The organism is Pseudoalteromonas sp. GB56 (assembly GCF_054923835.1).
On sequence record NZ_JBPCHK010000001.1, the window covers coordinates 2,139,689 to 2,164,712 of the forward strand.

At 44.2% G+C, this 25,024-nt stretch carries 19 protein-coding genes and 1 pseudogene; 5 read left to right on the plus strand and 15 right to left on the minus strand.

The window, feature by feature from the left end; translation table 11 throughout:
- Window positions 1-9: 9 nt before the first annotated feature.
- The 10 genes and pseudogenes from ACH19P_RS10155 to gyrA all read right to left on the minus strand — a co-directional run bounded on the left by ACH19P_RS10155 (window position 10) and on the right by gyrA (window position 10,667).
- On the minus strand, window positions 10-393 hold the full coding sequence (locus ACH19P_RS10155; protein WP_462158444.1) for a hypothetical protein: 384 nt from the start codon (window positions 391-393) through the stop codon (window positions 10-12).
- 1 nt (window position 394) lies between these two features.
- Window positions 395-1,104: pseudogene (gene pyrF, locus ACH19P_RS10160) on the minus strand (orotidine-5'-phosphate decarboxylase).
- Window positions 1,105-1,115: 11 nt separating this feature from the next.
- Entirely contained in the window at window positions 1,116-2,252 is a 1,137-nt protein-coding gene (lapB, locus tag ACH19P_RS10165) for a lipopolysaccharide assembly protein LapB (RefSeq protein ID WP_462158445.1), read from the minus strand.
- A gap of 2 nt (window positions 2,253-2,254) precedes the next feature.
- Window positions 2,255-2,554 (minus strand): lipopolysaccharide assembly protein LapA domain-containing protein, encoded by a 300-nt coding sequence (locus tag ACH19P_RS10170; protein ID WP_462158446.1) that lies wholly within the window; start codon window positions 2,552-2,554, stop codon window positions 2,255-2,257.
- 26 nt (window positions 2,555-2,580) lie between these two features.
- The gene (gene ihfB / locus ACH19P_RS10175) at window positions 2,581-2,865 is read right to left on the minus strand and encodes an integration host factor subunit beta (protein ID WP_462158447.1); all 285 of its coding nucleotides are present in this window, start codon (window positions 2,863-2,865) and stop codon (window positions 2,581-2,583) included.
- A 61-nt stretch (window positions 2,866-2,926) separates the two neighbouring features.
- Window positions 2,927-4,594 carry a 30S ribosomal protein S1 gene (rpsA, locus tag ACH19P_RS10180; RefSeq protein WP_462158448.1) on the minus strand — a complete coding sequence of 556 codons (1,668 nt, stop codon included), beginning with the start codon at window positions 4,592-4,594 and terminating at the stop codon, window positions 2,927-2,929.
- A 99-nt stretch (window positions 4,595-4,693) separates the two neighbouring features.
- Window positions 4,694-5,407, minus strand: a complete 714-nt coding sequence (gene cmk / locus ACH19P_RS10185) for a (d)CMP kinase (RefSeq protein ID WP_462158449.1) — start codon at window positions 5,405-5,407, stop codon at window positions 4,694-4,696.
- Between the two features lie 155 nt (window positions 5,408-5,562).
- On the minus strand, window positions 5,563-6,843 hold the full coding sequence (aroA, locus tag ACH19P_RS10190) for a 3-phosphoshikimate 1-carboxyvinyltransferase (RefSeq protein WP_462158450.1): 1,281 nt from the start codon (window positions 6,841-6,843) through the stop codon (window positions 5,563-5,565).
- Window positions 6,843-7,925: a 3-phosphoserine/phosphohydroxythreonine transaminase gene (gene serC / locus ACH19P_RS10195; protein WP_462158451.1), complete on the minus strand. Its 1,083-nt coding sequence runs from the start codon at window positions 7,923-7,925 to the stop codon at window positions 6,843-6,845. The genes aroA and serC overlap by 1 nt, the downstream gene beginning before the upstream one ends.
- A gap of 117 nt (window positions 7,926-8,042) precedes the next feature.
- Window positions 8,043-10,667, minus strand: coding sequence for a DNA topoisomerase (ATP-hydrolyzing) subunit A (gene gyrA / locus ACH19P_RS10200; protein WP_462158452.1), 2,625 nt, complete (start codon window positions 10,665-10,667; stop codon window positions 8,043-8,045).
- 194 nt (window positions 10,668-10,861) lie between these two features.
- Here gyrA and ubiG point away from each other — a divergent pair, with 194 nt between their 5' ends.
- The 4 genes from ubiG (at window position 10,862) to yfaE (ending at window position 15,867) form a co-directional block, all read left to right on the plus strand.
- Complete coding sequence (gene ubiG, locus ACH19P_RS10205) at window positions 10,862-11,572, plus strand: bifunctional 2-polyprenyl-6-hydroxyphenol methylase/3-demethylubiquinol 3-O-methyltransferase UbiG (protein WP_462158453.1); 711 nt, start codon at window positions 10,862-10,864, stop codon at window positions 11,570-11,572.
- A gap of 496 nt (window positions 11,573-12,068) precedes the next feature.
- Window positions 12,069-14,351, plus strand: a complete 2,283-nt coding sequence (nrdA, locus tag ACH19P_RS10210; RefSeq protein WP_462158454.1) for a class 1a ribonucleoside-diphosphate reductase subunit alpha — start codon at window positions 12,069-12,071, stop codon at window positions 14,349-14,351.
- Between the two features lie 69 nt (window positions 14,352-14,420).
- Complete coding sequence (gene nrdB / locus ACH19P_RS10215; protein ID WP_462158455.1) at window positions 14,421-15,551, plus strand: class Ia ribonucleoside-diphosphate reductase subunit beta; 1,131 nt, start codon at window positions 14,421-14,423, stop codon at window positions 15,549-15,551.
- A 52-nt stretch (window positions 15,552-15,603) separates the two neighbouring features.
- Window positions 15,604-15,867 carry a class I ribonucleotide reductase maintenance protein YfaE gene (yfaE, locus tag ACH19P_RS10220; RefSeq protein ID WP_462158456.1) on the plus strand — a complete coding sequence of 88 codons (264 nt, stop codon included), beginning with the start codon at window positions 15,604-15,606 and terminating at the stop codon, window positions 15,865-15,867.
- On the opposite strand, the gene ACH19P_RS10225 is transcribed toward yfaE, so the two are convergent.
- Window positions 15,864-16,388 carry a YaeQ family protein gene (locus ACH19P_RS10225; RefSeq protein ID WP_462158457.1) on the minus strand — a complete coding sequence of 175 codons (525 nt, stop codon included), beginning with the start codon at window positions 16,386-16,388 and terminating at the stop codon, window positions 15,864-15,866. The two genes, yfaE and ACH19P_RS10225, sit on opposite strands and share 4 nt — an antisense overlap.
- Window positions 16,389-16,538: 150 nt before the next feature.
- Here ACH19P_RS10225 and ACH19P_RS10230 point away from each other — a divergent pair, with 150 nt between their 5' ends.
- The gene (locus ACH19P_RS10230; RefSeq protein WP_462158458.1) at window positions 16,539-18,941 is read left to right on the plus strand and encodes a TonB-dependent receptor; all 2,403 of its coding nucleotides are present in this window, start codon (window positions 16,539-16,541) and stop codon (window positions 18,939-18,941) included.
- 59 nt (window positions 18,942-19,000) lie between these two features.
- Here the strand turns inward: ACH19P_RS10230 and ACH19P_RS10235 are convergent, their stop codons facing one another.
- Genes ACH19P_RS10235 through rlmKL form a run of 4 tightly spaced genes read right to left on the minus strand, consistent with a single transcriptional unit; the run spans window position 19,001 to window position 25,016 of the window.
- Window positions 19,001-20,749, minus strand: a complete 1,749-nt coding sequence (locus ACH19P_RS10235) for a DUF3466 family protein (RefSeq protein WP_462158459.1) — start codon at window positions 20,747-20,749, stop codon at window positions 19,001-19,003.
- Window positions 20,750-20,760: 11 nt separating this feature from the next.
- Window positions 20,761-22,665 (minus strand): ATP-binding cassette ATPase Uup, encoded by a 1,905-nt coding sequence (gene uup / locus ACH19P_RS10240; protein ID WP_462158460.1) that lies wholly within the window; start codon window positions 22,663-22,665, stop codon window positions 20,761-20,763.
- Window positions 22,652-22,903 (minus strand): glutaredoxin family protein, encoded by a 252-nt coding sequence (locus tag ACH19P_RS10245; protein ID WP_462158461.1) that lies wholly within the window; start codon window positions 22,901-22,903, stop codon window positions 22,652-22,654. The genes uup and ACH19P_RS10245 overlap by 14 nt, the downstream gene beginning before the upstream one ends.
- Entirely contained in the window at window positions 22,896-25,016 is a 2,121-nt protein-coding gene (gene rlmKL / locus ACH19P_RS10250; protein WP_462158462.1) for a bifunctional 23S rRNA (guanine(2069)-N(7))-methyltransferase RlmK/23S rRNA (guanine(2445)-N(2))-methyltransferase RlmL, read from the minus strand. The genes ACH19P_RS10245 and rlmKL overlap by 8 nt, the downstream gene beginning before the upstream one ends.
- Between the last annotated feature and the right edge of the window lie 8 nt (window positions 25,017-25,024).

Here is a 25,024-nt window from a genome sequence, read left to right on the forward strand (position 1 = left end):
TTTTTTTAATTAATAAGACTGATATCTTAAATCTTTGTACGGTAGCGCACAGCGTAAATATCGCTTGGAATAGTCAAGTAACTCAGCTTTGCTTTCGATAGTAAGCGGGGCAAGTCTGAAAATTGTAGACTCACACTCTGGGCGTTTAACATCATGCTCCTGCATACACGCACTCACCGAGCGCCCTGACCCAAGTAACATTTCTTCGTTTTGTGCACAAATCGCATAGATTTGCTTAATGTTTGCATCTTTCAAATCAAACAAATCGACACTGTCATATTCAACTTCTTCCAACAAAACACCTAGTGCCTTAGCATTGTCTTGAGTCGTTGTGTACCTATGGTAGTAATAACCACTACCAACCAATAGCGCGATAAGAATGATATATTTCACATCAAGCTCCTAAGCTTGCATTAATTTCATTAAGTACGGCAACTGGATCTGCTGCTTGAGTAATTGGACGTCCAATCACAAGGTAATCACTACCGCTTTCAACTGCTTGTTTTGGTGTCATTATACGCTTTTTAATCCCCCGCATCACTGCCCACAGGGCGAATACCAGGAGTAACCAATTTAAAATCGCAACCGAGGGTAGACTTTAATACTTGTGCTTCTTGAGCGGAACACACAACCCCATCAAGACCCGCTAGTTTTGTTAAGTTTGCAAGATATAACACTTGTTCTTGAGGTGTTTTATCAATACCGAGTTGACGAAGTTGTTGCTCATCCATACTTGTTAGTACAGTCACGGCAATTAAAAGAGGCGCTTTATCACCATAAGGCGCCAGAATTGCTTTTGCCTTTTGCATCATTTCGACACCGCCACTTGCATGAACGTTAACCATCCAGACACCGAGAATCAGCGGCGGCTTTAACCGCTTTTGCTACTGTATTTGGGATGTCGTGAAATTTAAGATCAAGGAATACATCAAAACCTAGATCTACTAATTCTTTTACAAATTCAGGACCAAAGTAAGTAAACATCTCTTTACCTACTTTTAAACGGCACGCGTCTGGTGAAAGTTGCTTTACAAAATTCAAAGCGGTCGCTTTGTCATCGTAATCTAATGCGATAAGTACTTTTTTTGAATCAACAGCGTTCATGTTATTCCTGTTTAAAAACCATCAAGCCCACGGCTCGGTTGCATAGACTCCCAATGGCGGCATGAAGGACATAACCAATAGTGACTGTGGCTTTGGAAACCACAATGCTGACATTGATATTCGGCCTTGGTGTCTATGTAAGATTGAATAAGTTTATCGATGGGGTTTAATGCTTCATCTAATTGTTCATTTTGCCCAGCAAGTAATTGTAACAAAAAACGAAAGCCGCGAATATTAGGTTGTTTCTTTAAACTCTTAGTAATGAAGTCGACGGCTTCTTTACGCTTTCCGTCTTGTACCAAGTACTGACTATAGTGAATTTTAATGCCTATCCCGCCACTTTCAACAAGCTCAGACAGCACGTGCTCGAATTGATGCTCTAAATGCAGATGACGATAACTGACAGATAATTGCTCTAATACCAGCGGTGAGCAGGACGTGAATTGTAAAATTAAATCGCGCCAGTAATGGATTGCTTGAACATAGTCTTCACGCTTAAACGCGAGCTGACCCAGCTCGTAAAGAGGCCGGATACTTGGCTCACCTACACCGAGTGCTTGTGGCATCAACTCGGGCTTATTTTCTGATAGTGCAGCTTCGCAATAGAAATTTGCAATAGCGATTTTTTGTTGACGATTAATGAATAAGTGAGAATACCGATGATGAAGCGCGATGCCCTTTTGCCATTCCCTAGTTTGGGAATACAGAGCAATAAGTGGCTCAAGCGCTTGTTTACGCTTTTGCTTGATGAGAATCAGCAAATGCTCTTCTGCACTGTCTAGCATACCCGCAAGAATGTAATCTTGAGCAAGCTCTAAACGGGAGTCGGTAAGTTGGTCTTCATTGAGGTTGGGGTGTTCAAGGAGCAGTTCATGGATTTTAATGGCTCTATCTAGCTCACCACGCCTGCGGAACAAGGTAGCCAAAGTCAGATAATGTTCAACAGAATCTGCTGAAACTTCAAGCAATTGGATGAGGTGCTCGAGGCCTTGGTCATCTTCTCTATCAAGTAAAAACTTTAGCCCTTTACTGTACTCGGCAGTAATTTTTCTACTGTGTATATGTGCTTGATTCTTGGCACTGTTTTTACCCATGATCCAGCCGTATCCAGCTGCTACAGGCAAGAGTAAAAACAACAATTCCAGCATAGCTAGTATTCTTTAGCTGGTGTTAAAGCTTTGTTTTGTTCGCGTTCTTGAGCTGTTCGAGACAATTGCTCATTACGCTTTTGTAAGCGGTAGTTCTGCCATTTCAATGTCGAAAAAAGGCGAACACTTACAAAACAACCAAACAAAAGACCAATAACAAAACAGACGCTCATCAGCGCAGCAAGCGGGATGTTCGCACTCGCAATGAGGTAATTTACTTGGACAAACTGTGGATTTTGCGAACCCAATACGAAGGCTATAAAAACACACAGTACAAATAGAATGATTTTTATGACCTTCACTCAGCGGTTACTCCATCCGTGATCAATTAGATAGTGGCGTTGACGCGGTCGCGTAATTCCTTGCCAGGCTTAAAGTGAGGTACGTATTTTCCATCTAGCTCGACAGTCTCACCAGTTTTCGGGTTGCGACCTGTTCGTGGAGCTCTGAAATGGAGTGAGAAACTACCGAAGCCACGAATTTCGATGCGTTCTGCTTCTGACAATGAACCGGCCATTTGTTCTAGAATTTCTTTAACGGCATTCTCAACATCACGCGCTTGGATATGAGAGTGTTTTTCAGCAAGTTGTTCTATTAATTCTGACTTGGTCATAATGTTTCCTTTAGGGCTTACAAAGGAAGGGCTTTCGCCCTTCCTAAGACTAGACTAACTCTTAGTCTTTCTGTGCATTTTTGAATGCAGCAGCCATAGCATTTTCAAACTGAGGCTCATCTGCCTTAAGTTTTTCTAATGCTTCTTTTTCTTCAGCTTCGTAAATCGCTTTAACAGATAAGCTGATAGCGCGGTTCTTACAATCTACGCCTACAAACTTAGCTTCGATTTCTTGACCTTCAGAAACAGCAGCAGTTGCATCTTCAACACGTTCTTGTGCGATATCAGCTACACGGATGTAACCTTCAACGCCTTCAGCAAGTTCTACAGTTGCGCCTTTCGCGTCAACAGCAGTTACTGTACCTTTAACAATAGCACCTTTTTTGTTTGCGTCTAGGTAGTTATTGAAAGGATCAGCTTCGATTTGCTTAACGCCTAGAGAGATACGCTCACGCTCTGGGTCAACCTGAAGTACGATTGCAGTGATTTCGTCGCCTTTCTTGTACTCACGTACAGCTTCTTCGCCTGGAGTGTTCCAAGAGATATCAGAAAGGTGTACAAGACCGTCGATGCCACCGTCAAGACCGATGAAGATACCGAAGTCAGTGATTGACTTGATCTTACCAGTAACTTGGTCGCCTTTGTTTTGAAGACGAGCAAATTCTTGCCACGGGTTAGCTTTACACTGCTTAAGACCTAGAGAAATACGACGACGCTCTTCGTCGATTTCTAGAACCATTACTTCAACGTTGTCACCTAGTGAAACAACTTTTGATGGGTGGATGTTTTTGTTAGTCCAATCCATCTCTGAAACGTGTACTAGACCTTCTACGCCTTCTTCGATTTCAACGAAACAGCCGTAGTCAGTTAGGTTAGTTACACGACCAGATAGCTTAGCGCCTTCTGGGTAACGGTTAGCAATTTCTTGCCATGGATCTTCGCCAAGTTGCTTAAGACCTAGAGATACACGAGTCTTATCTTTGTCGAACTTAAGAACTTTAACGTTGATTTCGTCGCCAACATTCACGATTTCTGAAGGGTGCTTAACACGCTTCCACGCCATGTCAGTGATGTGTAGTAGACCGTCAACACCACCTAGGTCAACGAACGCACCGTAGTCTGTAAGGTTCTTAACGATACCTTTAACTTCTTGACCTTCAACAAGGTTCTGAAGAAGTTCTTCACGCTCTTGTGAGTTTTCAGATTCGATAACTGCACGGCGAGAAACAACAACGTTGTTACGCTTCTGGTCAAGCTTGATTACTTTGAACTCAAGCTCTTTACCTTCAAGGTGAGTCGTGTCACGTACTGGACGAACGTCAACAAGTGAACCAGGAAGGAAGGCACGGATAGAATCAACTTCAACAGTGAAACCACCTTTAACCTTACCATTGATAACACCAGTAACAGTTTCGTTTTCTTCACACGCTTTCTCAAGGCGGATCCACGCTTCGTGGCGTTTCGCTTTTTCACGAGAAAGGATAGTTTCACCGAAACCGTCTTCAATTGCATCTAGTGCAACATCTACTTCGTCACCAACAGCAACTTCTAGTTCACCAGCAGTATTTTTGAACTGCTCTGCAGGGATAGCACTTTCTGACTTAAGGCCAGCGTCTACAAGAACGATGTTGTTCTCGATTGAGATTACAGTACCTTTAACGATTGAGCCCTGTTGAGCTTCAAAACCCTGTAGGCTTTCTTCAAATAACTGCGCAAAATTTTCTGACATACTTAATACGTCTCTATAAGTTAAATTCACCACATCGCGTCACTGCTCTGCGGGGTTATTAAAAAAGCACGTGCGTCCTGCTCATGCGTAAAAAATAGTTTATCTAATACTCACTTTAGCTAGCTTACCAGCCAGCACAGCGTCTTCGAGTATTGTTTGTACTTTGACAAACACTTGCTGAGCGTCGAGCTCAGTGGTATCAAGCGTTATGGCATCCTCTGCAGGAACCAGTGGCGCAACTGCACGATTCATGTCGCGCTCGTCACGAGCTTGAATGTCCTCAAGTAGACCACTTAGTGTAACATCCAGGCCCTTAGCCTTCAACTCTTTAAAACGACGTTGTGCGCGCTCTTCTGCGCTCGCCGTTAAGAAAATCTTTACGTTTGCGTCTGGGAATATCACCGTGCCCATGTCACGACCATCGGCAATAAGCCCCGCTTCTGTACGAAATGCACGCTGACGACGAAGCAATGCTTCACGTACACGAGGTAATGCAGCGACTTTCGATGCTGCCGCACCGACTTCTTCGTTACGAATACCATGGGTGACTTCTTCGCCTTCAAGCACTATCTTGCTAGTTTCACTATCTGCATCAAATAAAAACTGCACATCTAAATTCGCTGCAAGAGGAACAAGCGCCTCTTCATTATCGAGCGCAATTTGATGGTGCAACGCTGCAAGCGCTAAAACTCGGTATATCGCTCCGCTGTCGAGCACATCCCAGCCCAGCTTTTGTGCTAATAAACGACACACAGTCCCTTTTCCTGATCCACTTGGACCATCAACGGTGATCACCGGCATTGATGCCTGCATTTAAACCTCCTGCATGCACAGCAAACTTTTCAAAACGGCGCTATTATACGCGAACTTTTTCGTAAATTCCCGTTTACACGCTACATTTTTATGATTGTTTTGTAACAGAGTAAGAAACACGCTTGTATGGCCCAGTGTCCATACAAGCGTTTTTATTAGCTTTGGCTAATACTGGCTAGCGTGTCGAAGTAGGTAGGAAAAGTTTTTGCGGTACAACCTGGATCGTTGATAGTCACTGGCCAACCGCCCACTGCAACCATAGAAAAGCACATGGCGATTCGATGGTCGTTGTAAGTATCAATTGCCACGTCCTTTAGCGATTCGACCGGCGTGATTTCAATGTAATCATGCCCTTCGACGACCTGTGCACCGAGCTTTTTAAGTTCGGTTGCCATCGCATACAAACGATCTGTCTCTTTCACACGCCAATTGTAAATGTTACGAATTGCTGTCTTGCCTTTAGCAAACAAAGCCACTGTCGCTAACGTCATGGCAGCATCAGGAATGGCATTGGCATCAATATCGACCGCATTCAATTCACCCTTGCTCACGATTAGCTTGTCACTGTGCCACTCAATATTAGCACCCACTTGCTCCATGACTTTGGCAAAACCAATATCACCTTGCACGCTGTCAGACCCGACGCCATGAATGGTAATTTCACCGCCATTTATCGCAGCTGCAGCAACAAAATAAGAGGCAGAAGAGGCATCGCCTTCAACCATTATTGTACCCGGTGAAGCATACTGCTGGCCGCCTTTAACAACAAAACTTTCATAGTTATTATTGGTTACCGAGATACCGAATTTAGCCATCACACCGATAGTAATGTCGATATAAGGCTTAGATACCAATTCACCCTTAATGCGAATAGTTGTATCACCGCTGAACAAAGGCGCTGCCATCAAAAGTGCTGTCAAAAACTGACTTGAAATACTGCCATCAATTGACACTTCCCCACCAGCCAAGGACATACCTTTTATTGCCAATGGTGGATAATCGTCATTTTTTAGATAAGAAACATCAGCACCCAATGTTTTTAGTGCATCGACTAAATGACCTATCGGGCGTTCTTCCATTCGAGGTTCACCGGTTAATTCGAATTGCCCTTCTGTGGCAGCAAGCACAGCGGTTAATGGTCGAAATGCCGTTCCAGCATTACCTAGAAACAACGCAGCGTCAGGCGTTTTAAGTTGACCGCCCTGACCGTGAACCATTGCCACCGTCTTGTCGTCATTCAATTCAACCTTTACGCCCATCGCAGCTAATGCGCCAAGCATGTGGCGAATGTCGTCACTGTCTAACAGATTAGTAACTTTCGTTGGGCCGTCACACAATGCAGCAAGAAGTAAAATACGATTTGATAAACTTTTCGAGCCTGGTAGAACGACCTCACCACTGACTTGCTTTATGGGTTGTAAACGCAAAGAGTCCATCAACTATGCTCCTTTGCAAACTGGTCCATAAAGGTCACAAGCGCTTCTATTCCAGCAACTGGCATTGCGTTATAAATACTGGCTCGCATACCACCCACATAGCGATGCCCCTCAAGTGCGAGTAACCCTGCTTGTTTTGACAGCTCAAGGAAACGGTCATTAAGGCTTTCATCATTGAGCCAAAATGGCACGTTCATTAGTGAACGACACTCTTTTTCCACTTTATTTGAGTAAAAATCTGAGCTATCAATGTAGTCGTACAGGATGGCTGCTTTATTCTGGTTGTGGCGCTGCATTGCAGGCACACCACCTTGTTCTTCTAAAAATTTAAAGACTACATCGGCAAGGTACCAAGCAAACGTCGGCGGTGTATTGTACATACTCTCTTGCTTCGCTTCAGTGGCATAGTCAAGAATACCAGGGCGTGGTAAACCTTTACGTTCGAGCAAGGTTTTACGCACGATGACAATACATAAGCCCGATGGACCAATGTTCTTCTGCGCGCCGGCATAAATCACGTCAAATTTATTAACGTCAATCTCTCGCGATAAAATCATCGATGACATATCAGCCACGATTGGCGCCGTTGGGTGACTTGGAACATCAAACAACTCAACGCCATCAATGGTTTCATTCGGGCAATAATGAATGTAACTGGCCTTTTCTGGCAGTGGCCAATCGGAAATAGGTTTTACGCCAAATTTACCGTCTTTGTCATCACGCACATTTAATTCAATAACGTCTGTATATTTTTGCGCTTCTTTTGCAGCACCATCAGACCAAATACCCGTATTCACATAAACAGCAGGAGCATCATCAAGATGCAAGTTTAAAGGCACTGCTGCAAATTGGCCACGACCACCGCCGTGCATAAACAACACCGCATATTCGTCGCTAATATTCATTAACCGGCGTAATCGCGCTTCACAATCTTTAGCCATCGTTAAGAAAGGCTCTGCGCGGTGACTTACTTCCATGACAGACACACCTAGTCCCTGCCAATCCAAAAACTCTTGTTGCGCTTTTTTCATCACTGCCGGTGGTAACATCGCCGGCCCGGCACAAAAGTTATATACGCTCATTAATACATCCTCATTCCACTATGCGTAGGCAAACAATACGCGGCTGCGCGCATTATTTGAATTGAATTAAATTTATATTAGGGATAAAAAAAGCGGCCAAAGCCGCTTTAAATATGATTATTCTGCATCTTGCTCAGGGTCGTCTGCAACAACCTCTGGCGCTTGTTCGCCAATGGCCGTTTCATCCCCTTGCTCTACAGGAAATTCATCTTCATCGATCTCTTCGATACGTTGTAAACCAACTACCTGTTCGCCGTCAACAGTACGAATTAAAATAACACCTTGGGTGTTACGACCAACCATTGAAACTTCATTCACACGCGTACGTACAAGCGTACCACGATTTGAAATGATGATGATTTCGTCGTTGTCATCGACTTGAACAGCACCCACAACGCGACCATTACGTTCACTTACTTTTATTGATACCACACCTTGAGTCGCACGACCTTTAGTTGGGTATTCAGCTAATTCAGTGCGTTTACCGTAACCGTTTTCAGTAACCGTCAGGACTGCGCCATCAGTGTGAGGAATGATGAGCGACACAACAGACACATCGTCTGGCATCTTGATACCACGAACACCTGTCGCTGTGCGGCCCATAGAACGAACGTGTTCTTCACTAAAGCGTACAACCTTACCAGCGTCAGTAAACAGCATCACTTCATTCGAACCGTCGGTGATATCCACACCGATTAAACTATCGCCATCTTTAAGATTGACCGCAATGATACCGCTCGCACGCTGGCGAGAGTAATCAACAAGTGGGGTCTTCTTAACGATACCATGAGCGGTTGCCATGAAAACATATTTGTCTTGCTCGTAATCACGCACTGGCAAAATAGCCGTAATACGTTCGTCAGCCTCGAGTGGCAGTAGGTTCACAATTGGCTTACCACGCGCCGCGCGGCTCGCAAGTGGCAATTGATACACTTTCAACCAGTACAAACGACCTGCTGTTGAGAAACATAAAATCGTATCGTGGGTATTGGCCACAAGTAGACGTTCGATGAAGTCTTCATCTTTCATCTTGGTTGCAGATTTACCCTTACCACCACGACGCTGTGCTTCGTAGTCGCTCAGAGGCTGATACTTCACATAACCTTCGTGAGAAAGCGTTACAACAACGTCTTCTTCAGTGATCAAATCTTCGAGACTAATATCGTGTGCAGCTGCACTGATCTCAGTGCGACGGTCATCACCGTATGTTTCTTTGATAGTAACCAATTCATCACGGATAACTTCCATCAAGCGCTCTGGCGAACCCAAAATGTGAAGTAGTTCTGCAATTAGCTCAAGAAGCTCTTGATACTCATCAAGGATCTTCTCGTGCTCAAGGCCAGTAAGTTTATGTAAGCGAAGCTCAAGGATTGCTTGTGCTTGTTGCTCAGATAAATAGTACTGACCATCACGAATACCCAAGTCATCAGCTAGCCAATCTGGACGCGCGGCGTTGTCGCCTGCTTTTTCCAGCATTGCTTTTACATTACCCAGTTCCCATGGGCGAGCAACCAAGCCTGCCTTAGCTTCTGCTGGTGTTGGCGATTTGCGGATAAGTTCAATGATAGGGTCGATATTGGCAAGCGCGATAGCTAAGCCTTCAAGCGTGTGCGCACGCTCGCGTGCCTTGCGAAGATCAAACACAGTGCGGCGTGTAACTACTTCACGACGGTGTAAGATAAACGCTTCAAGCATTTCTTTAAGGTTGAAACACTTCGGCTGATTACCGTCTAGGGCAACCATGTTCATACCAAACACTGTTTGCATCTGAGTTTGTGCATACAGATTGTTAAGTACTACTTCGCCTACTTCACCACGCTTAATCTCGATAACGATGCGCATACCATCTTTATCTGATTCATCGCGAAGCGCGCTAATGCCTTCAATCTTCTTGTCTTTAACAAGTTCAGCTATCTTCTCAATAAGACGTGCTTTGTTAACTTGGTAAGGAATTTCATGAACTATGATCGTTTCGCGGCTGGTTTTTTCATCGACTTCGATTTCAGCGCGTGCTCGGATATATACTTTTCCGCGACCCGTTTTGTATGCTTGCTCGATGCCCTTTTTGCCGTTGATAATTGCAGCAGTTGGGAAATCAGGGCCAGGAATGTACTCCATGAGTTCTTCAATCGTTGTTTCTGGCTCTTGAATCAGCGCCAAACAACCATTGATAACTTCGTTTAAGTTGTGCGGAGGAATATTAGTTGCCATACCTACGGCGATACCAGAAGAACCATTCACCAAGAGGTTAGGTACTTTAGTTGGTAACACGTCAGGTATTTGCTCTGTGCCATCGTAGTTAGGCACATAATCAACCGTTTCTTTTTCTAAGTCGGCGAGTAACTCTTGGGAAAGTTTAGACATGCGCACTTCGGTGTAACGCATCGCAGCGGCTGAGTCACCATCTACAGAACCAAAGTTACCTTGGCCGTCCACCAACATATAACGTAGTGAAAACGGCTGCGCCATACGAACGATCGTGTCGTAAACTGCGCTGTCACCATGCGGGTGGTATTTACCGATTACATCACCAACAACACGTGCTGATTTTTTATATGGTTTGTTCCAGTCATTGCGGAGTTCATTCATCGCGAACAATACACGACGGTGCACAGGCTTCAAGCCGTCACGTACATCGGGTAACGCACGTCCTACGATTACACTCATAGCGTAATCAAGGTAGGAATTCTTTAACTCATCTTCAATATTAACCGGAAGGACTTCATTGGCGAGATCAGTCATTGATATCACTTTCCTTCTTATTTGCGTCTACGGGTTAAATCACGAAGCTTCTTGCCTCGTCAGCCCAGCAGACCCATTGTCGTTATTATCTCGAACCATGCTATCACATAATTTTTGTTTTTACAGGCGCTAAATTTTTGCGATTTCATAAAATCCCCCCGTATAATGGCCTGAGAAACACGAGGAAGTTTTATATGACCGAACATCAAAATGTAGACAGCGCAGAAATTGCTAAATTTGAAGCCATAGCAGAGCGCTGGTGGGACATGGACGGAGAGTTCAAACCCTTACACGAAATCAATCCTCTGCGATTAGACTTCATTGCCCAATACGCACAAGGTTTGGCTGACAAAGAAACATTAGATATAGGCTGTGGTGGTGGCATACTGGCAGAGAGCATGGCGAAGTTAGGTGCGCAGGTTACCGGTATCGATATGGGTCGTGAACCACTCAATGTTGCGAAACTCCACAGTCTAGAAACAGGCGTTAAAGTTGCTTATCAACAAATAACAGCAGAACAATACGCAGAACAAAACCCTGAACGATTCGATGTTGTAACCTGTATGGAAATGCTCGAGCACGTACCGGATCCACAATCGATCATCGCAAGTGCTGCGGCACTGGCTAAACCCGGCGCTCACGTTTATTTCTCAACATTGAACAAAACCACCAAAGCCTATTTATTTGCAATTCTAGGTGCAGAAAAACTACTTAAGATGGTTCCAGAGGGTACTCACGACCACAGTAAATTTATCCGCCCGTCTACATTAATCCATTGGGCCGAGCAGGCAGGTCTGAAGGTAAGAAACAGTGCAGGTCTTAGCTACAACCCAATCACCAAACAATACACATTAGGTCATGACCTAAGTGTCAATTACATCTTGCATTTCGAAAAGCTTGCTTAACAACGAGTCAAAATCAATATTTGGTGTTTACGTAAACACCTCTTACACTATATCTGGTGTTTAGCTAAAATTTAAACACCAGATATAGTGCTTACTAAAGATCCGTTGTGCGAATCATGTGCTAATTGATGATAAAAAAATCATTCAATCATCACAGTAAAAAATCATTAAATTTGTATTTTTTGACGTTGATTTTCAGCAATTGACAGCATTAAAAATGCTATAAGGTTAACGACCACTAACAGACGCTAGTTATCCACAGATTGCTCATGTGATCAGCGCTTGCAAAAGGTTTAAGACCCCACTATCTTGTGAGTCACAAAGTTAAAAACACCATATCTAGTGTTTAAATGTTAAACAGTCATATTCATTTATGACCTGAGGTACGTTGCAGTGAGAGTTTACACGCCCCCTGCTCTTCACCTCAAACAGAGCTGAAAGTTACACTTTGACAGCTGTGCGCTATGACAACTAATTATAATTATGGGCTACGACAATGAATCAACAGTTATCTGTTAGCAAACGTGACGGACGAAAGGAAGCGTTGGATTTAGATAAGATCCACCGTGTTATTGCTTGGGCTGCTGAAGGTCTAAACAATGTCTCAGTATCACAGGTTGAATTGAAGTCTCACATCCAGTTTTATGACGGGATCCGTACTGAAGACATTCATGAAACGATCATTAAATCAGCTGCCGATCTGATCTCTAAAGATACTCCTGACTATCAGTATTTGGCCGCGCGTCTGGCTATTTTCCATTTGCGTAAGAAAGCATATGGTCAATTTGAGCCGCCGAAACTGTTTGATCACGTTGTTAAGCTCGTTGAAGATAAACGCTACGATCAACACCTATTAGCTGATTACACGCAGTCTGAATTTGAACAAATGGACTCGTTCATTGACCACGCTCGTGACTTAAATTTCAGCTATGCAGCGGTTAAACAACTAGAAGGTAAATACCTAGTTCAAAACCGTGTCACTGGTGATATCTATGAAAGTGCGCAGTTCCTATACATTTTAGTCGCAGCCAGCCTGTTCTCAGATTATCCAAAAGAGACGCGTCTTGATTACATCAAACGTTTCTATGATGCTGTGTCATTGTTTAAGATTTCACTGCCTACACCGATTATGTCAGGTGTACGTACACCAACACGTCAGTTCAGCTCGTGTGTATTGATTGAATGTGCCGATAGCCTAGATTCAATTAACGCTACTTCGTCAGCGATTGTAAAATACGTATCGCAACGTGCTGGTATCGGTATTAACGCAGGTCGTATCCGTGCATTAGGCAGCCCGATTCGCAACGGCGAAGCATACCACACAGGCTGTATCCCATTTTATAAGCACTTCCAAACAGCAGTAAAAAGCTGTTCACAAGGCGGTGTACGTGGCGGCGCTGCGACCCTATTCTACCCATTGTGGCACTTGGAAGTTGAGAACCTATTAGTTCTTAAAAACAACCGAGGCGTGGAAGATAACCGTGTACGCCACCTAGATTACGGCGTTCAGTTCAATAAATTAATGTATACACGCCTAATCAAAGATGGCTTTATCACATTATTCAGCCCATCTGATGTGCCAGGTTTGTACGATGCGTTTTTTGAAGACCAAGAGAAATTCGAAGAGTTGTACGTTAAATACGAACAAGATGAGTCAATTCGCAAGAAGCGTATCAAAGCAATTGAACTATTCTCAATGTTCTTACAAGAGCGTGCGAGTACTGGTCGTATCTATCTGCAAAACGTTGACCACTGTAATACTCACAGCCCGTTCGACGCCAAAGTTGCGCCGATTCGCCAATCTAACCTTTGCTTAGAAATCGCATTGCCGACTAAGCCTCTTAGCCATGTTAATGACGAAGAAGGTGAAATTGCCCTGTGTACACTGTCAGCATTTAACTTAGGTGCTATCGAGTCGCTAGATGAACTAGAAGAACTTGCAGAGCTCGCCGTACGTGCACTGGATAACCTGCTTGATTACCAAGAGTACCCAGTACCTGCTGCATTCAATGCAACTATGGGTCGTCGTACATTAGGTGTAGGTGTTATCAACTTTGCCTACTATCTTGCGAAAAATGGTAAGCGTTACTCTGATGGCAGTGCAAATGGACTGACCCACAAGACGTTCGAAGCAATTCAGTATTACCTGATGAAAGCATCAAACGAATTGGCGAAAGAAAAAGGCGCTTGTCCTAAATTTGATGAAACCACCTATGCGAAAGGTATCATGCCTATTGATACCTACAAGAAAGATCTTGATAGCGTATGTGATGAGCCTCTTCACCTTGATTGGGATGCGTTAAGAGAAAGCATCGTTGCGCACGGTATGCGTAACTCGACGCTATCTGCGTTAATGCCTTCTGAAACTTCGTCACAAATCTCAAACGCGACTAACGGTATCGAGCCACCGCGTGGGCACATCAGCGTAAAAGCGTCTAAAGACGGTATCTTGAAACAAGTAGTTCCAGAGTACGAAGCGCTTAAAGAGCAGTACGAATTACTTTGGGATATTCCATCAAATGATGGTTACCTACAGCTTGTTGGTATCATGCAGAAATTTGTTGACCAAACTATCTCTGCGAACACCAATTATGATCCAAATAAGTTCGAAGGCGGTAAAGTACCAATGAAGCTGTTGTTAAAAGATTTATTAACCGCGTACAAACTTGGTGTGAAAACGCTTTACTATCACAACACCCGTGATGGTGCTTCGGACGTCCAAGACGAACTCACACCGCAAGCAGATGACGGCTGTGAAGGCGGCGCTTGTAAAATATAATAAAAACAGTGAGCGGCTTTAAAGCCGCTTCGCTCTGTATTAAGTACTTTGAATCGAGATTCCACGACTATGTCATACACCACTTTTAGCCGTAATCGTAACGACCAATTAAAAGAACCGATGTTTTTCGGGCAAACGGTGAACGTATCGCGCTATGACCAACAAAAATATCCTATTTTTGAAAAGTTAATTGAAAAGCAACTTTCTTTCTTTTGGCGTCCAGAAGAAGTTGATGTGAGCAAAGACCGCGTTGATTTTCAATCGTTGCCTGAACACGAACGTCATATCTTTTTAAGTAACCTTAAGTACCAAACATTGCTCGACAGTGTTCAAGGTCGCTCGCCGAACGTTGCACTACTGCCGATCGTATCACTACCAGAACTAGAAACCTGGATTGAGACATGGGCGTTCAGTGAAACGATTCACAGTCGTTCTTATACGCATATTATCCGCAATGTGACCCAATCACCTGAAGTAATCTTTGATGACATCGTGACCAATGACCGTATCAACGAGCGTGCTGACGAAGTAACACGTTACTATGATGATCTGATTCACCTTACGTCGCTCTATAACCTATATGGTGAAGGCCAACATACGGTAAATGGTGAAGTTATTGATGTTTCTTTGCATGAATTGAAGAAACGTTTATATCTAGCAATGATGTCTGTGAACATATTAGAAGCTATTCGTTTCTATGTGTCATTCGCATGTTCATTTGCATTTGCAGAACGCGAATTAATGGAAGGTAACGCAAAAATCATCAAGCTTATCGCTCGTGATGAAGCTCTACACCTATCAGGTACGCAACACATCCTCAACATCATGCAAGATGGCAAAGACGACCCGCAAATGGCAGAAATTGCTGCTGAGTGCAAGGAGCAGGCTATCCAAATGTTTGTAGATGCTGCACAGCAAGAGAAAGAATGGGCTGCATACTTGTTTAAAGATGGTTCGATGATCGGTCTTAATAAAGATATTCTGTGCCAATACGTTGAATATATTACCAACGTGCGCATGGCAGCTGTAGGCTTACCGACTCAGTTTGAAGTTCAGAGCAACCCGATCCCATGGATCAATTCTTGGCTGGTGTCAGACAACGTCCAAGTTGCACCGCAAGAAGCTGAAATCAGCTCATACCTTGTTGGCCAAATCGACTCTCAAGTCGATGCCAATGATTTTGGTGACTTTGACTTATAAGTCATACGTGGGTCCCATCAGGGACCCATTTGCTTAACTACAGTAACCTCTCGTGTCTAAATCCCTAACCAAAATAATCTACAACGGCAAAGAGCTTTGCTTCGATGAACGTAATGGCTCATTGCTACGTAACATTGAACTGCAAGGCGAACGTCCAGCTTATCAATGCCGTGAAGGTTATTGCGGTGCATGCAGAGCGACCTTAAAACAAGGGACTGTACATTACACACACGAACCACTGGCGTTTGTCAGAGAAGGCGAAGTTCTACTGTGTTGCAGTGTACCTGACGCTGACATCATTCTTGAGAGCGACTAAGGCCAACGAATTGTAATTGGTGAGCGAATATACGTGTCATTAGCGCTAACAGCTAACTCATCACTATCAACACATACATCCCAATGCATTGTGCGCGATAACACAGCTTCAAGCTCCGCGACGGCTTCGTTATCGACGACAATCAATTCCACGCCATTGTTCAATTCTAACCAATGCGCTAATTCAGGGTCTAACGGAGTGACCGTAATGACATACAAGGCTCTACTTTGGTTTCGAATTTTTGTAAGTTCATCGATATTGTCATTAAACACTTCAATAACCAGTTCATAATCGTCATATAAGGTTGAAGCGAAGATATCAAGTTGCGGTTTGGTTTTAGACTCACATAGCACCAAATCATGCCGGTATGCGAATAAGCAAAAGCCTAATAACCTAATAATGAAGTGTTGTAGCGTTTCTGTTTCTCTGCGTGCAGTAGTGAAGTGCTCGTGTAAATGACAATGATGCACGTTGTCGATAATGGTGAAATGCGCTTTAAAAACTCGTCCTTTATCGCTCATGGCTACTATCTTATATTTTTAACTTCCACTGATTAGTATAGCGTTAAACAGCTAATGCAGCCTTTTAAATAAGTTATAATATAACATCATTGTTTTTAGGCGAATTACAATGTTATAGTATCACTATTGTTTATTAACGGAAGTATCTCAATGACAAAACCAACTCTGCTCTCTGTATCAATAGCTGCACTTTTGGGCTCTCATTCTGCTTTAGCTGGAACTATTTCAGGCGTTGTAGCGGATGATAATAATCAACCTTTACCCGGTGTCGCTGTCCACTACCATGGAAAAAAGCAAAGTATCCGAACCGATAAAAATGGTCAATTTACCATCGAAGTGGATCAAAGCGGGCAACTGCACTTCAGTAAAGAAAACTATGTTGATAAACGTATAGATGTTGGCTCTGAAGATGAACAATTACGTATAACGTTGAATGAATCTTCTATCGAAACGGTTGTTGTCTATGCGTCTGGTTTAGACAAAAATAACTTAGATATGGTGTCTCCTGTTTCAGTTTTAAGTGGTGATGACTTAAGAGATCGAGCACAACCCACGCTAGGTGAAACGCTCAAAGGGATGCCAGGAATTAACGCAAGTTATTTCGGTCCCGTTTCTTCTAGTCCTATCATCCGTGGTCTTGACGGTCCGCGCGTAAAAATCACGCAAAATGGATTAGACAGTGCCGATGCGTCACGCGTTGGTCCTGATCATGCTGTCAGTACGGAATCTATCGCCGCTGAGCAAATTGAAGTACTTCGAGGTCCAGCAACCCTACTCTATGGATCTGGTGCGATTGGTGGTGTCGTAAATGTAGTTGATAACCGAATCCCAACTGATGTGATCGTGGGTTATGAAGGTGCGGCTGAATACTCGCACGACACGGTATCAAATACGAATATGTATGCTGGTAAATTTGCCGCAGGCCATGACGGATTTAACGTACATGTTGATGGCACAGATCGCGTAGGTAAAGATTACCAAACCCCCACCTACTCCTTCCAAGAACATGAAGAAGATGAAGCCGAAACTCTGGATTCAGTTGAGAATACCTTTATTAACAGCGGCTCAGTAAATATTGGTAGTAGTTACGTCGCCGAACATTGGACCTTAGGCCTTTCTTTTGGTCGCATCGATAGCGACTATGGAATCCCTGCTCATGCGCACGACCATCATGATCATGGTGACGAGCATGACCACGAAGAAGACCACCTCGACCACGATGACGAAGCAGAAACAGGACATGAAGAAGAATCTGTATTTGCGCGTATGGAACAAGACAGATGGCAAGCACTGGCGAGCTACTCTTTCCATGACAGTATCCTAGAAACGCTAACGATGCGCGCTGGCTACACAGATTACCAACATGCGGAAATTGAAGACGGCGAAATTGGCACCGTGTTCTCTAACACCGCACGAGAAATGCGCGTGAACGCGAAGCATCGACTTGGTAATTGGCATGGTACTCTGGGCTACCATTTTAGCAGTAGTGACTATCGCGCTGATGGTAAAGAAGCGTTCACACCTGCAACAGATACAAAAGTACATGCCCTTTATTTGCTAGAAGAACGTGAGTTCGGTGATTTCACGCTTGAAATCGGCGGTCGTATTGAAAACTACCAACTAACTAGTGACATTACTGACACACATCATGAGCATGAAGAAGAGCATGATGATCACCTAGGTGAAGAACTGCATGATGAAACTATTCATTATGAATATGATGATACCAATGTCAGTGTGTCACTGGGTGGTATATGGCATTACCACGAAGGTCACTCTTTGGCGTTGAGCGTGTCACAGTCTGAGCGTGCTCCACTCACAGGAGAGCTATTGTCTAACGGGGTACATATTGCCACAGGTACGTACGAGTTAGGTTTGGGCTATCACATTGAAGACGGTGAAGCTCACTTCGAACCAGAGAACATCAAACAAGAAACAGCAACCAACATTGACTTTAGCTGGCGTAAATATGTAGGTGATTTCGGATTCAACATGAGTCTATTTTACAATGACGTAGAGAACTTTTATTACCAAGAAAATACTGGTTTAGCGTTTGAACACGATGCTGGTTTCATTGACCAAAGTATCGCTGATGAAGATGCCATGGACGTGTATCATTATAGAAGTGCGAATGCAGAGCTGTATGGCTTCGAGCTAGACATGCACTATGCTCTTTCCAATAATTTGGAAATTAAAGGTTTTGCTGACTCAGTGACAGCCAAATTAAAGAATGACGAGTACTTACCGCGTATACCAGCTGCAAAATTGGGTAGTCAGCTCAGCTATACCCACGACAATTGGGACCTTACGTTGATTGCAACGCACTACTTGGAACAGGATAAAATCACCGCCTACGAAACCACTACAGACAGCTACACGCTTGTAGATTTCAAAGTGAATTACAATTTTGCTTTAGGGTCATTCGACGGTGTAGCCTATGTTCAAGCTCAAAACTTAGGTGATGAACTGGGCTTTGTTCACACGTCTTTTATTAAAGACGAAGCGCCACTGCCGGGCAGAAATTTCCGTCTCGGAATTCGCGCCTACTTCTAAGCACTCATCCCCAACAAAAAAGCCCTGCAATAGCAGGGCTTTTTAATATTCTAAAACGATTAACGAGTAAACTTTCGTCTAAGAGCAAGTAGCGGTAGAGCGAGTAATGCAAACCAACCTAACGAACCACTCTGACGCTCGTAAGTCCCCGCGGCTGCAGGTGGGCATTCTTCAACTTCACCACCGGCTATACGTGAAAGCATAACAGGCATCGCCACACTTTCGTATAGCACCTTGCCAGAATCATCCACTTCAACTTCGCCACGGGCGTTTAGCTTCTGTGCTGTTTTAGTGGCAACTCCGTAGATATTACCATCGTCATCAACAGCGGTTGCTTCTGAGAAATTATAAGGATAGTCACTCTCACCATCTGTGTCATAACATGGAAGAAGGTCGTTTATGTTAGCGACTTTATCTTCACCGATGCTGTAAAGGAAAGCCTCACGTCGACGACTTGATGAGCTAACAACATCCACTTCACCTTCACCAACCACTAGTCCGTTCGCATTAACATCGCGTGCAACCGAACTAGAACTTGAGAAGTAGTCTGTTGGGAACGTAGTCGTGCCGGTATTCAAATCGTGATAGAAAAACTTGGTTGTGGTACGGCCCTCAATAATCTTAGTTCCGTAACCCACAACAACACCTTCGTCAGTAATTGCTAGGGCTTTACCTGCGCGCCAATCATCCTCTTGGTCAAGCAATTGAATTACTTCGCCATCTTTAAAGGCAACAGGCATTGTTAGAATTGAGTTTTCATTGTTATATCGGCGTACATGCGAATATCCAACTGACTCACCGTTAGCATTTACAGCAAGTGCAACTGACACGAAGGCATTTTCTTCATCTTCTTCACGCACAAGACCTAGTCCTAGATCTTTTGTCTCAACAACATTTAAATCAGCATCAAGCGTCCATTGAACCGCTCGACGATTATAAAAACTGCTTAATAAGTTAGATGATGATGAATTCTCATAACGCCACACACATGCTTCAACTGGTTCATCTTCACCATCACAGTTATTGTCATAGTTTTCTTGAGCATCTATTGTTACACCAATAGAGCTACTACCAACCACGTAATAACCACCGTCTGGACGCATGACCACATCGGTTGCAGTGCCTTCACCACCATATGTATCATCAATGACAGGTAATGTTGTGACTTCACCTGTGTTAGATACAACAACGCCTCGCGAGCGGAAATCGCGGATGAAGAAAGTTTCAGCTTCATCTTCGCCTTCAGGTGTGAACTCAACCTTATTGTAAGGAGCTGACGCAGTACCTACACGTATTCCGTCTTCACTAATGGCGTTATATAATGCGTTTACACTACGAGTTAGACCATCCAATTCCGTTGAAACAACGTCAGTCAATACCACTTCCGTTGCTGGGCTTGGCGTGAAATCAACCGCGATGATATCTGACAGTTTTTGCCAGTTATAGTCACCATTTTGATTTGATAGAAATGCCAACATAAACGTCAACGCATCTGCGTTGATATTGCCTGCAGCAATGTCATCCAGTGTAAAAGTAATGTCTTTATTGATTTGCTCGAACTGAGACGCTTCCCAGTTATCATATGCGTTTTTGATCGCATTTTCAGTAAAATCAATGTAGCTAACGTCGATTGGTAGGTTATAGATACCACGCGCTTGACCGATTACGTCGCCGTTATTATTTACGTCTGTGATGTAATGGTGTTTCGCTGTATCAAGTGTACTTAGCTCTTCTAGCTGATATACCGCAGCATTCGCCCCAGCGCTCATGCCAGCAGCGATACTTAATGCAACTAAGGATTTTTTCATCTTCTTCCCTACTACTGATTTTGTAATTCTTCGAGTTCTTCCCAGCGGGTGAACGCAACTTCAAGCTTCGACTCAAGCTCTGCCAATTGGTTCAATTTGGCAGTCGTTAATTCATTATCTTGCTTAAAAAAGTCACTACTATTTACTTCTTGCTGCAAGGTGTCAATAGCTTCTTCCAACTCTTCAACTAAACCTGGAAGTTGTTCAAGTTCACGTTTGTCTTTATACGATAACTTGTTGCCAGATTTTGTTTTGGCCGGCTTAGTCACTTCAACGGCAGGCTTGGGTGCTGCTTCTTTTACTTTTTGCGCCAACAATTGTTGGCGATACGCTTCATAATCACTGTAACCACCGATCACTTCGGTGATTTTACCATTTCCGTCAAAGCCCCAGACACTTGAGCAAGTGTTGTCAATAAACTCACGGTCATGGCTTACAATCAACACAGTGCCTTGATACTGGTTTACGATTTCTTCAAGTAATTCCAGCGTTTCAATATCCAAGTCGTTTGTCGGTTCATCCAGGACTAATACGTTTGAAGGCTTTAAAAATATCTTGGCGAGTAACAAGCGGTTTTTCTCACCACCCGAAAGCGCCTTTACAGGTGTGCGCGCACGTTTAGGTGGGAACAAGAAATCTTGCAAGTATCCTAATACATGGCGACTTCGGCCGCCAATTTGCACTTCTTGTTTACCATCGGCCACATTGTCTTGAACACTGGCCTCTTCATCTAGCTTGGCTCGGTACTGATCAAAATAGGCAATTTCAAGGTTTACGCCTTGCTTCAGCTTACCGCTATCGGCATTTAATTGACCAAACAGCAGTTTTAACAGCGTCGTTTTACCGACACCATTAGGCCCCACGAGACCGACTCGGTCACCGCGCATGAGTAAGGTGGAGAAATCGCTGACGATGACCTTCTCACCGAATGCGTGGCTCAAATGCTTTGCCTCTGCGACTAGCTTACCTGAACGTGCAGCTGTTTCGATATTAAGATCAACTTTACCGACTTGGTCGATTCGTTGCTTGCGCTCTTGGCGTAAAGACTTAAGTGCTCTTACGCGCCCCTCATTACGGGTGCGTCGAGCTTTGATACCTTGGCGGATCCACGCCTCTTCTTCGGCCAGCTTCTTGTCGAATTCAGCATTTTGCTGCTCTTCAACTTTCAAGTCGTGGGCTTTTCGTTCCAAATAGGTTCCGTAATCGCCAGGGTATGACACCAGCTGACCTCGGTCTAAATCAAGAATACGCGTAGCCAATGAACGAATAAAGGCACGGTCGTGCGAGATAAACACGATGGCTCCCTTAAATTCTTTAAGGAATTGTTCTAACCACTGTACCGACGCCACATCAAGGTGGTTGGTAGGTTCATCGAGTAACAACAAATCGGGTTCACCTACTAGTGCTTTCGCTAGTGCGACTTTACGCAGCCAGCCTCCAGATAACGTCGACAGCAGCGCATCCGCATCAAGTTGCAATTGACCAAGAACAAGTTTGATTTTTGACTCGAAGCGCCAACCATCGTGCGCTTCTATGTCAGCAGAAAGATTGGCAAGTCTATTTAGCGACTTTTCATCACTGGCATTTTCCGCCAATGATACATTTAATGCGTGAAACTCTTTTAATAGCCGCGCCAGCGTAGGTAAGCCGTCAGCGACATAGTCAAACACAGTTCCTTCACTGTTACGCGGTGGGTCCTGTTCAAGACGAGCAATTTTCAGTTCATTAACTTGGTTGATGTCACCATCATCAAGCAAAACATCGCCGCTTAGGACTTTTAGAAAGGTTGATTTACCGGCACCGTTTCTGCCAACAACACACACACGTTCACCGTGCTCAATAACGGCGTGAGCACCGTCTAGAAGAGGATGAGTACCAAACGCAAGTTGGCCATTTGTAATTCTAATTAGATCCATACTGCTTCAAAAATTCTGTAACTGATTGATAATCAAAAGGCCAGCCCAAATCAACTGACGGTGACATGTCAGCAATAGTCAATACTGGGATACGTACTTGGTAGGCTTCTAACCAAGTCGCATCGTCAATAATATCTCTTTGCTCAACGCTCTCTACAAGCTCATGCGCTGACAACAACGCATGTGCTTGTTCACACAAATGACAACCGTCAGTGTGATACAACACCACCTTAACCACGGCGAATTAGCCATGCATTGTGGATTTGTTTATTTCGAGCAAAATCAGGAGACAATGTCTGCTCAGTGATGTTTTCACACACCAAGCCGCTGAGCTCTAACGCATCAGTGTCCATTTTGAAACCGCGTTTATTGTTTGAAAACAATAAGGTGCCCTGCTTTGCTAATAACTTTACGGCATGTTGAATTAAACCGACATGGTCGCGCTGAACATCGAAACTCTCACGCATGCGTTTTGAGTTAGAAAACGTTGGCGGGTCTAAGAAGATCACATCATATTCGCCGCGGGTGCGCTTTAACCACTCAATACAGTCGCCTTGCTCGAAGCGATAGCGCGGACTTTTTAATTTGTTAAGTGCAAAGTTTCGTTGTGCCCATTGTAGATAGGTCTTCGACATATCCACTGTGGTGACCGACTTAGCACCACCCAACGCCGCCTGCACGGACGCCGTGCCAGTATAGGCAAACAAGTTAAGGACACGTTGGCCTTGACTCATTTCACGCACACGTTTACGAGCGAGTCTGTGGTCGAGGAAGATGCCGGTATCGAGATAATCGAAGAGGTTCACTTCAAATTGGGCACCGTATTCACTGATGACTTGCGTCTTTCCTTGACTACCTTGACTTTGATATTGGCTGTCGCCTTTTTGCTTACGACGCTCTTTGAGTGCCACTTTAGCAGGGGGAATCTCGAGCGTTTCACAGGTCAACATTAATACATCTTGGAGACGTTTTTGCGCAATGGCCGGGTCAATATTTTTCGGTGCTGCGTATTCATAGATAACCGCACTGTCGCCGTACACATCCACCGCGACGTTGTACTCTGGGATGTCAGCGTCATAGATTCGATAGGCGCTAATTTCGTCGCTCTTAAGCCACTTTTTCAATGCTTGGCCATTTTTCTTCAAGCGGTTTGCGAACGCTGTAGACTGCTCAAAATGCAGCGGCGTTTTTGTGTCGCTCTGGCCCTGTGTCTGCTGCTCAGTAATATCGTACAGCGCAAGCACGGTATCGAGTGGACCATTTTTAAACTTGTATTGCTTTTTCTTAACGAGTTTGAACAGCTTCAACATATCAACTTCGCTGATCAATAACGCAGCTCGCCAGTGCACAAAATGTTGTTTTAGCTGATGCCCTAGCTGACGATACAAAGACACAATCTCAGCCATCGAGCCAAGGCGCTCACCGTAGGGCAAGTTTGCTAATAACACCCCTGGGCGTTTCGCTGGCGCCTTCATATTAGCCAGATCGCCTGCACTGAATTCAATAAGCCCGTCGACTCCCGCACTGCGTGCATTTTCCTGAGCTTTTTCGATAACACGGGTGTTAATGTCATGACCAATTAACCAAGGTTTAACATCGTCATTAATCTGTTCTTTAATAGCTTGTTTTAATTCTTTAAATTTGGCGATGCGGAAACTCGGCAAACGCTCAAAAGCAAAGCCTTCACGTGTTAAGCCCGGGGCGCGATTCTGTGCAATTAAGGCCGCTTCAATTAACAATGTTCCTGAGCCGCACGTTGGGTCGAATAAAGGCTTTGACATATCCTCAAGCCAACCGCTGCGCATCACCAACGCCGCAGCGAGATGCTCTTTAAGCGGCGCTTTGCCTTGAGCAGCACGATAGCCACGTTGGGACAATCGCGGGCCTGAATAGTCGATATACAAAGTCAGCTTATCGCGATTTAGTTTCGCAATAATACGTACGTCGGGCGTGTCTTTACTCACGTTAGGACGGCGCTCATACAAATCGTTAAAGTAATCGCATACCGCATCTTTAACGACAAGGCCGCCAAACTGTGAATTCTTTAACAATCGGTTAGTGCCATTGAACTCAACCGCAAAGGATTGGTCGGGGCCGAAGAAATCTTGCCATGGTTGGAAGCGTGCAAAACGATACAACGCATCTTTGTCTTCAATTTCACTGCCATGTTGCAACACCAACATCACACGTGTTGCTAAGCGAGAGCACAAGCATATTTTTTGCGCGGTTAAACTATCGGCCGTAAACTCCACCGCACCGACGCGTTGTTTATTAACTTGGGCGCCTAAATCAGTGAGTTCTTGTTGTAGCAGTTGTTCAATGCCAATGGATGTAAGAGCGACAAATTGCAATGTGACTT

What these genes read in the sequence shown, in the direction of transcription:
- rpsA (WP_462158448.1), bottom strand. Translation starts at nt 4,594, where the DNA reads ATGTCAGAAAATTTTGCGCAGTTATTTGAAGAAAGCCTACAGGGTTTT.
- nrdA (WP_462158454.1), top strand. Translation starts at nt 12,069, where the DNA reads ATGAATCAACAGTTATCTGTTAGCAAACGTGACGGACGAAAGGAAGCG.
- aroA (WP_462158450.1), bottom strand. Translation starts at nt 6,843, where the DNA reads ATGGACTCTTTGCGTTTACAACCCATAAAGCAAGTCAGTGGTGAGGTC.
- cmk (WP_462158449.1), bottom strand. Translation starts at nt 5,407, where the DNA reads ATGCAGGCATCAATGCCGGTGATCACCGTTGATGGTCCAAGTGGATCA.
- nrdB (WP_462158455.1), top strand. Translation starts at nt 14,421, where the DNA reads ATGTCATACACCACTTTTAGCCGTAATCGTAACGACCAATTAAAAGAA.
- serC (WP_462158451.1), bottom strand. Translation starts at nt 7,925, where the DNA reads ATGAGCGTATATAACTTTTGTGCCGGGCCGGCGATGTTACCACCGGCA.
- gyrA (WP_462158452.1), bottom strand. Translation starts at nt 10,667, where the DNA reads ATGACTGATCTCGCCAATGAAGTCCTTCCGGTTAATATTGAAGATGAG.
- ACH19P_RS10230 (WP_462158458.1), top strand. Translation starts at nt 16,539, where the DNA reads ATGACAAAACCAACTCTGCTCTCTGTATCAATAGCTGCACTTTTGGGC.
- ihfB (WP_462158447.1), bottom strand. Translation starts at nt 2,865, where the DNA reads ATGACCAAGTCAGAATTAATAGAACAACTTGCTGAAAAACACTCTCAT.
- ACH19P_RS10235 (WP_462158459.1), bottom strand. Translation starts at nt 20,749, where the DNA reads ATGAAAAAATCCTTAGTTGCATTAAGTATCGCTGCTGGCATGAGCGCT.
- ACH19P_RS10225 (WP_462158457.1), bottom strand. Translation starts at nt 16,388, where the DNA reads ATGAGCGATAAAGGACGAGTTTTTAAAGCGCATTTCACCATTATCGAC.
- uup (WP_462158460.1), bottom strand. Translation starts at nt 22,665, where the DNA reads ATGGATCTAATTAGAATTACAAATGGCCAACTTGCGTTTGGTACTCAT.
- lapB (WP_462158445.1), bottom strand. Translation starts at nt 2,252, where the DNA reads ATGCTGGAATTGTTGTTTTTACTCTTGCCTGTAGCAGCTGGATACGGC.
- ubiG (WP_462158453.1), top strand. Translation starts at nt 10,862, where the DNA reads ATGACCGAACATCAAAATGTAGACAGCGCAGAAATTGCTAAATTTGAA.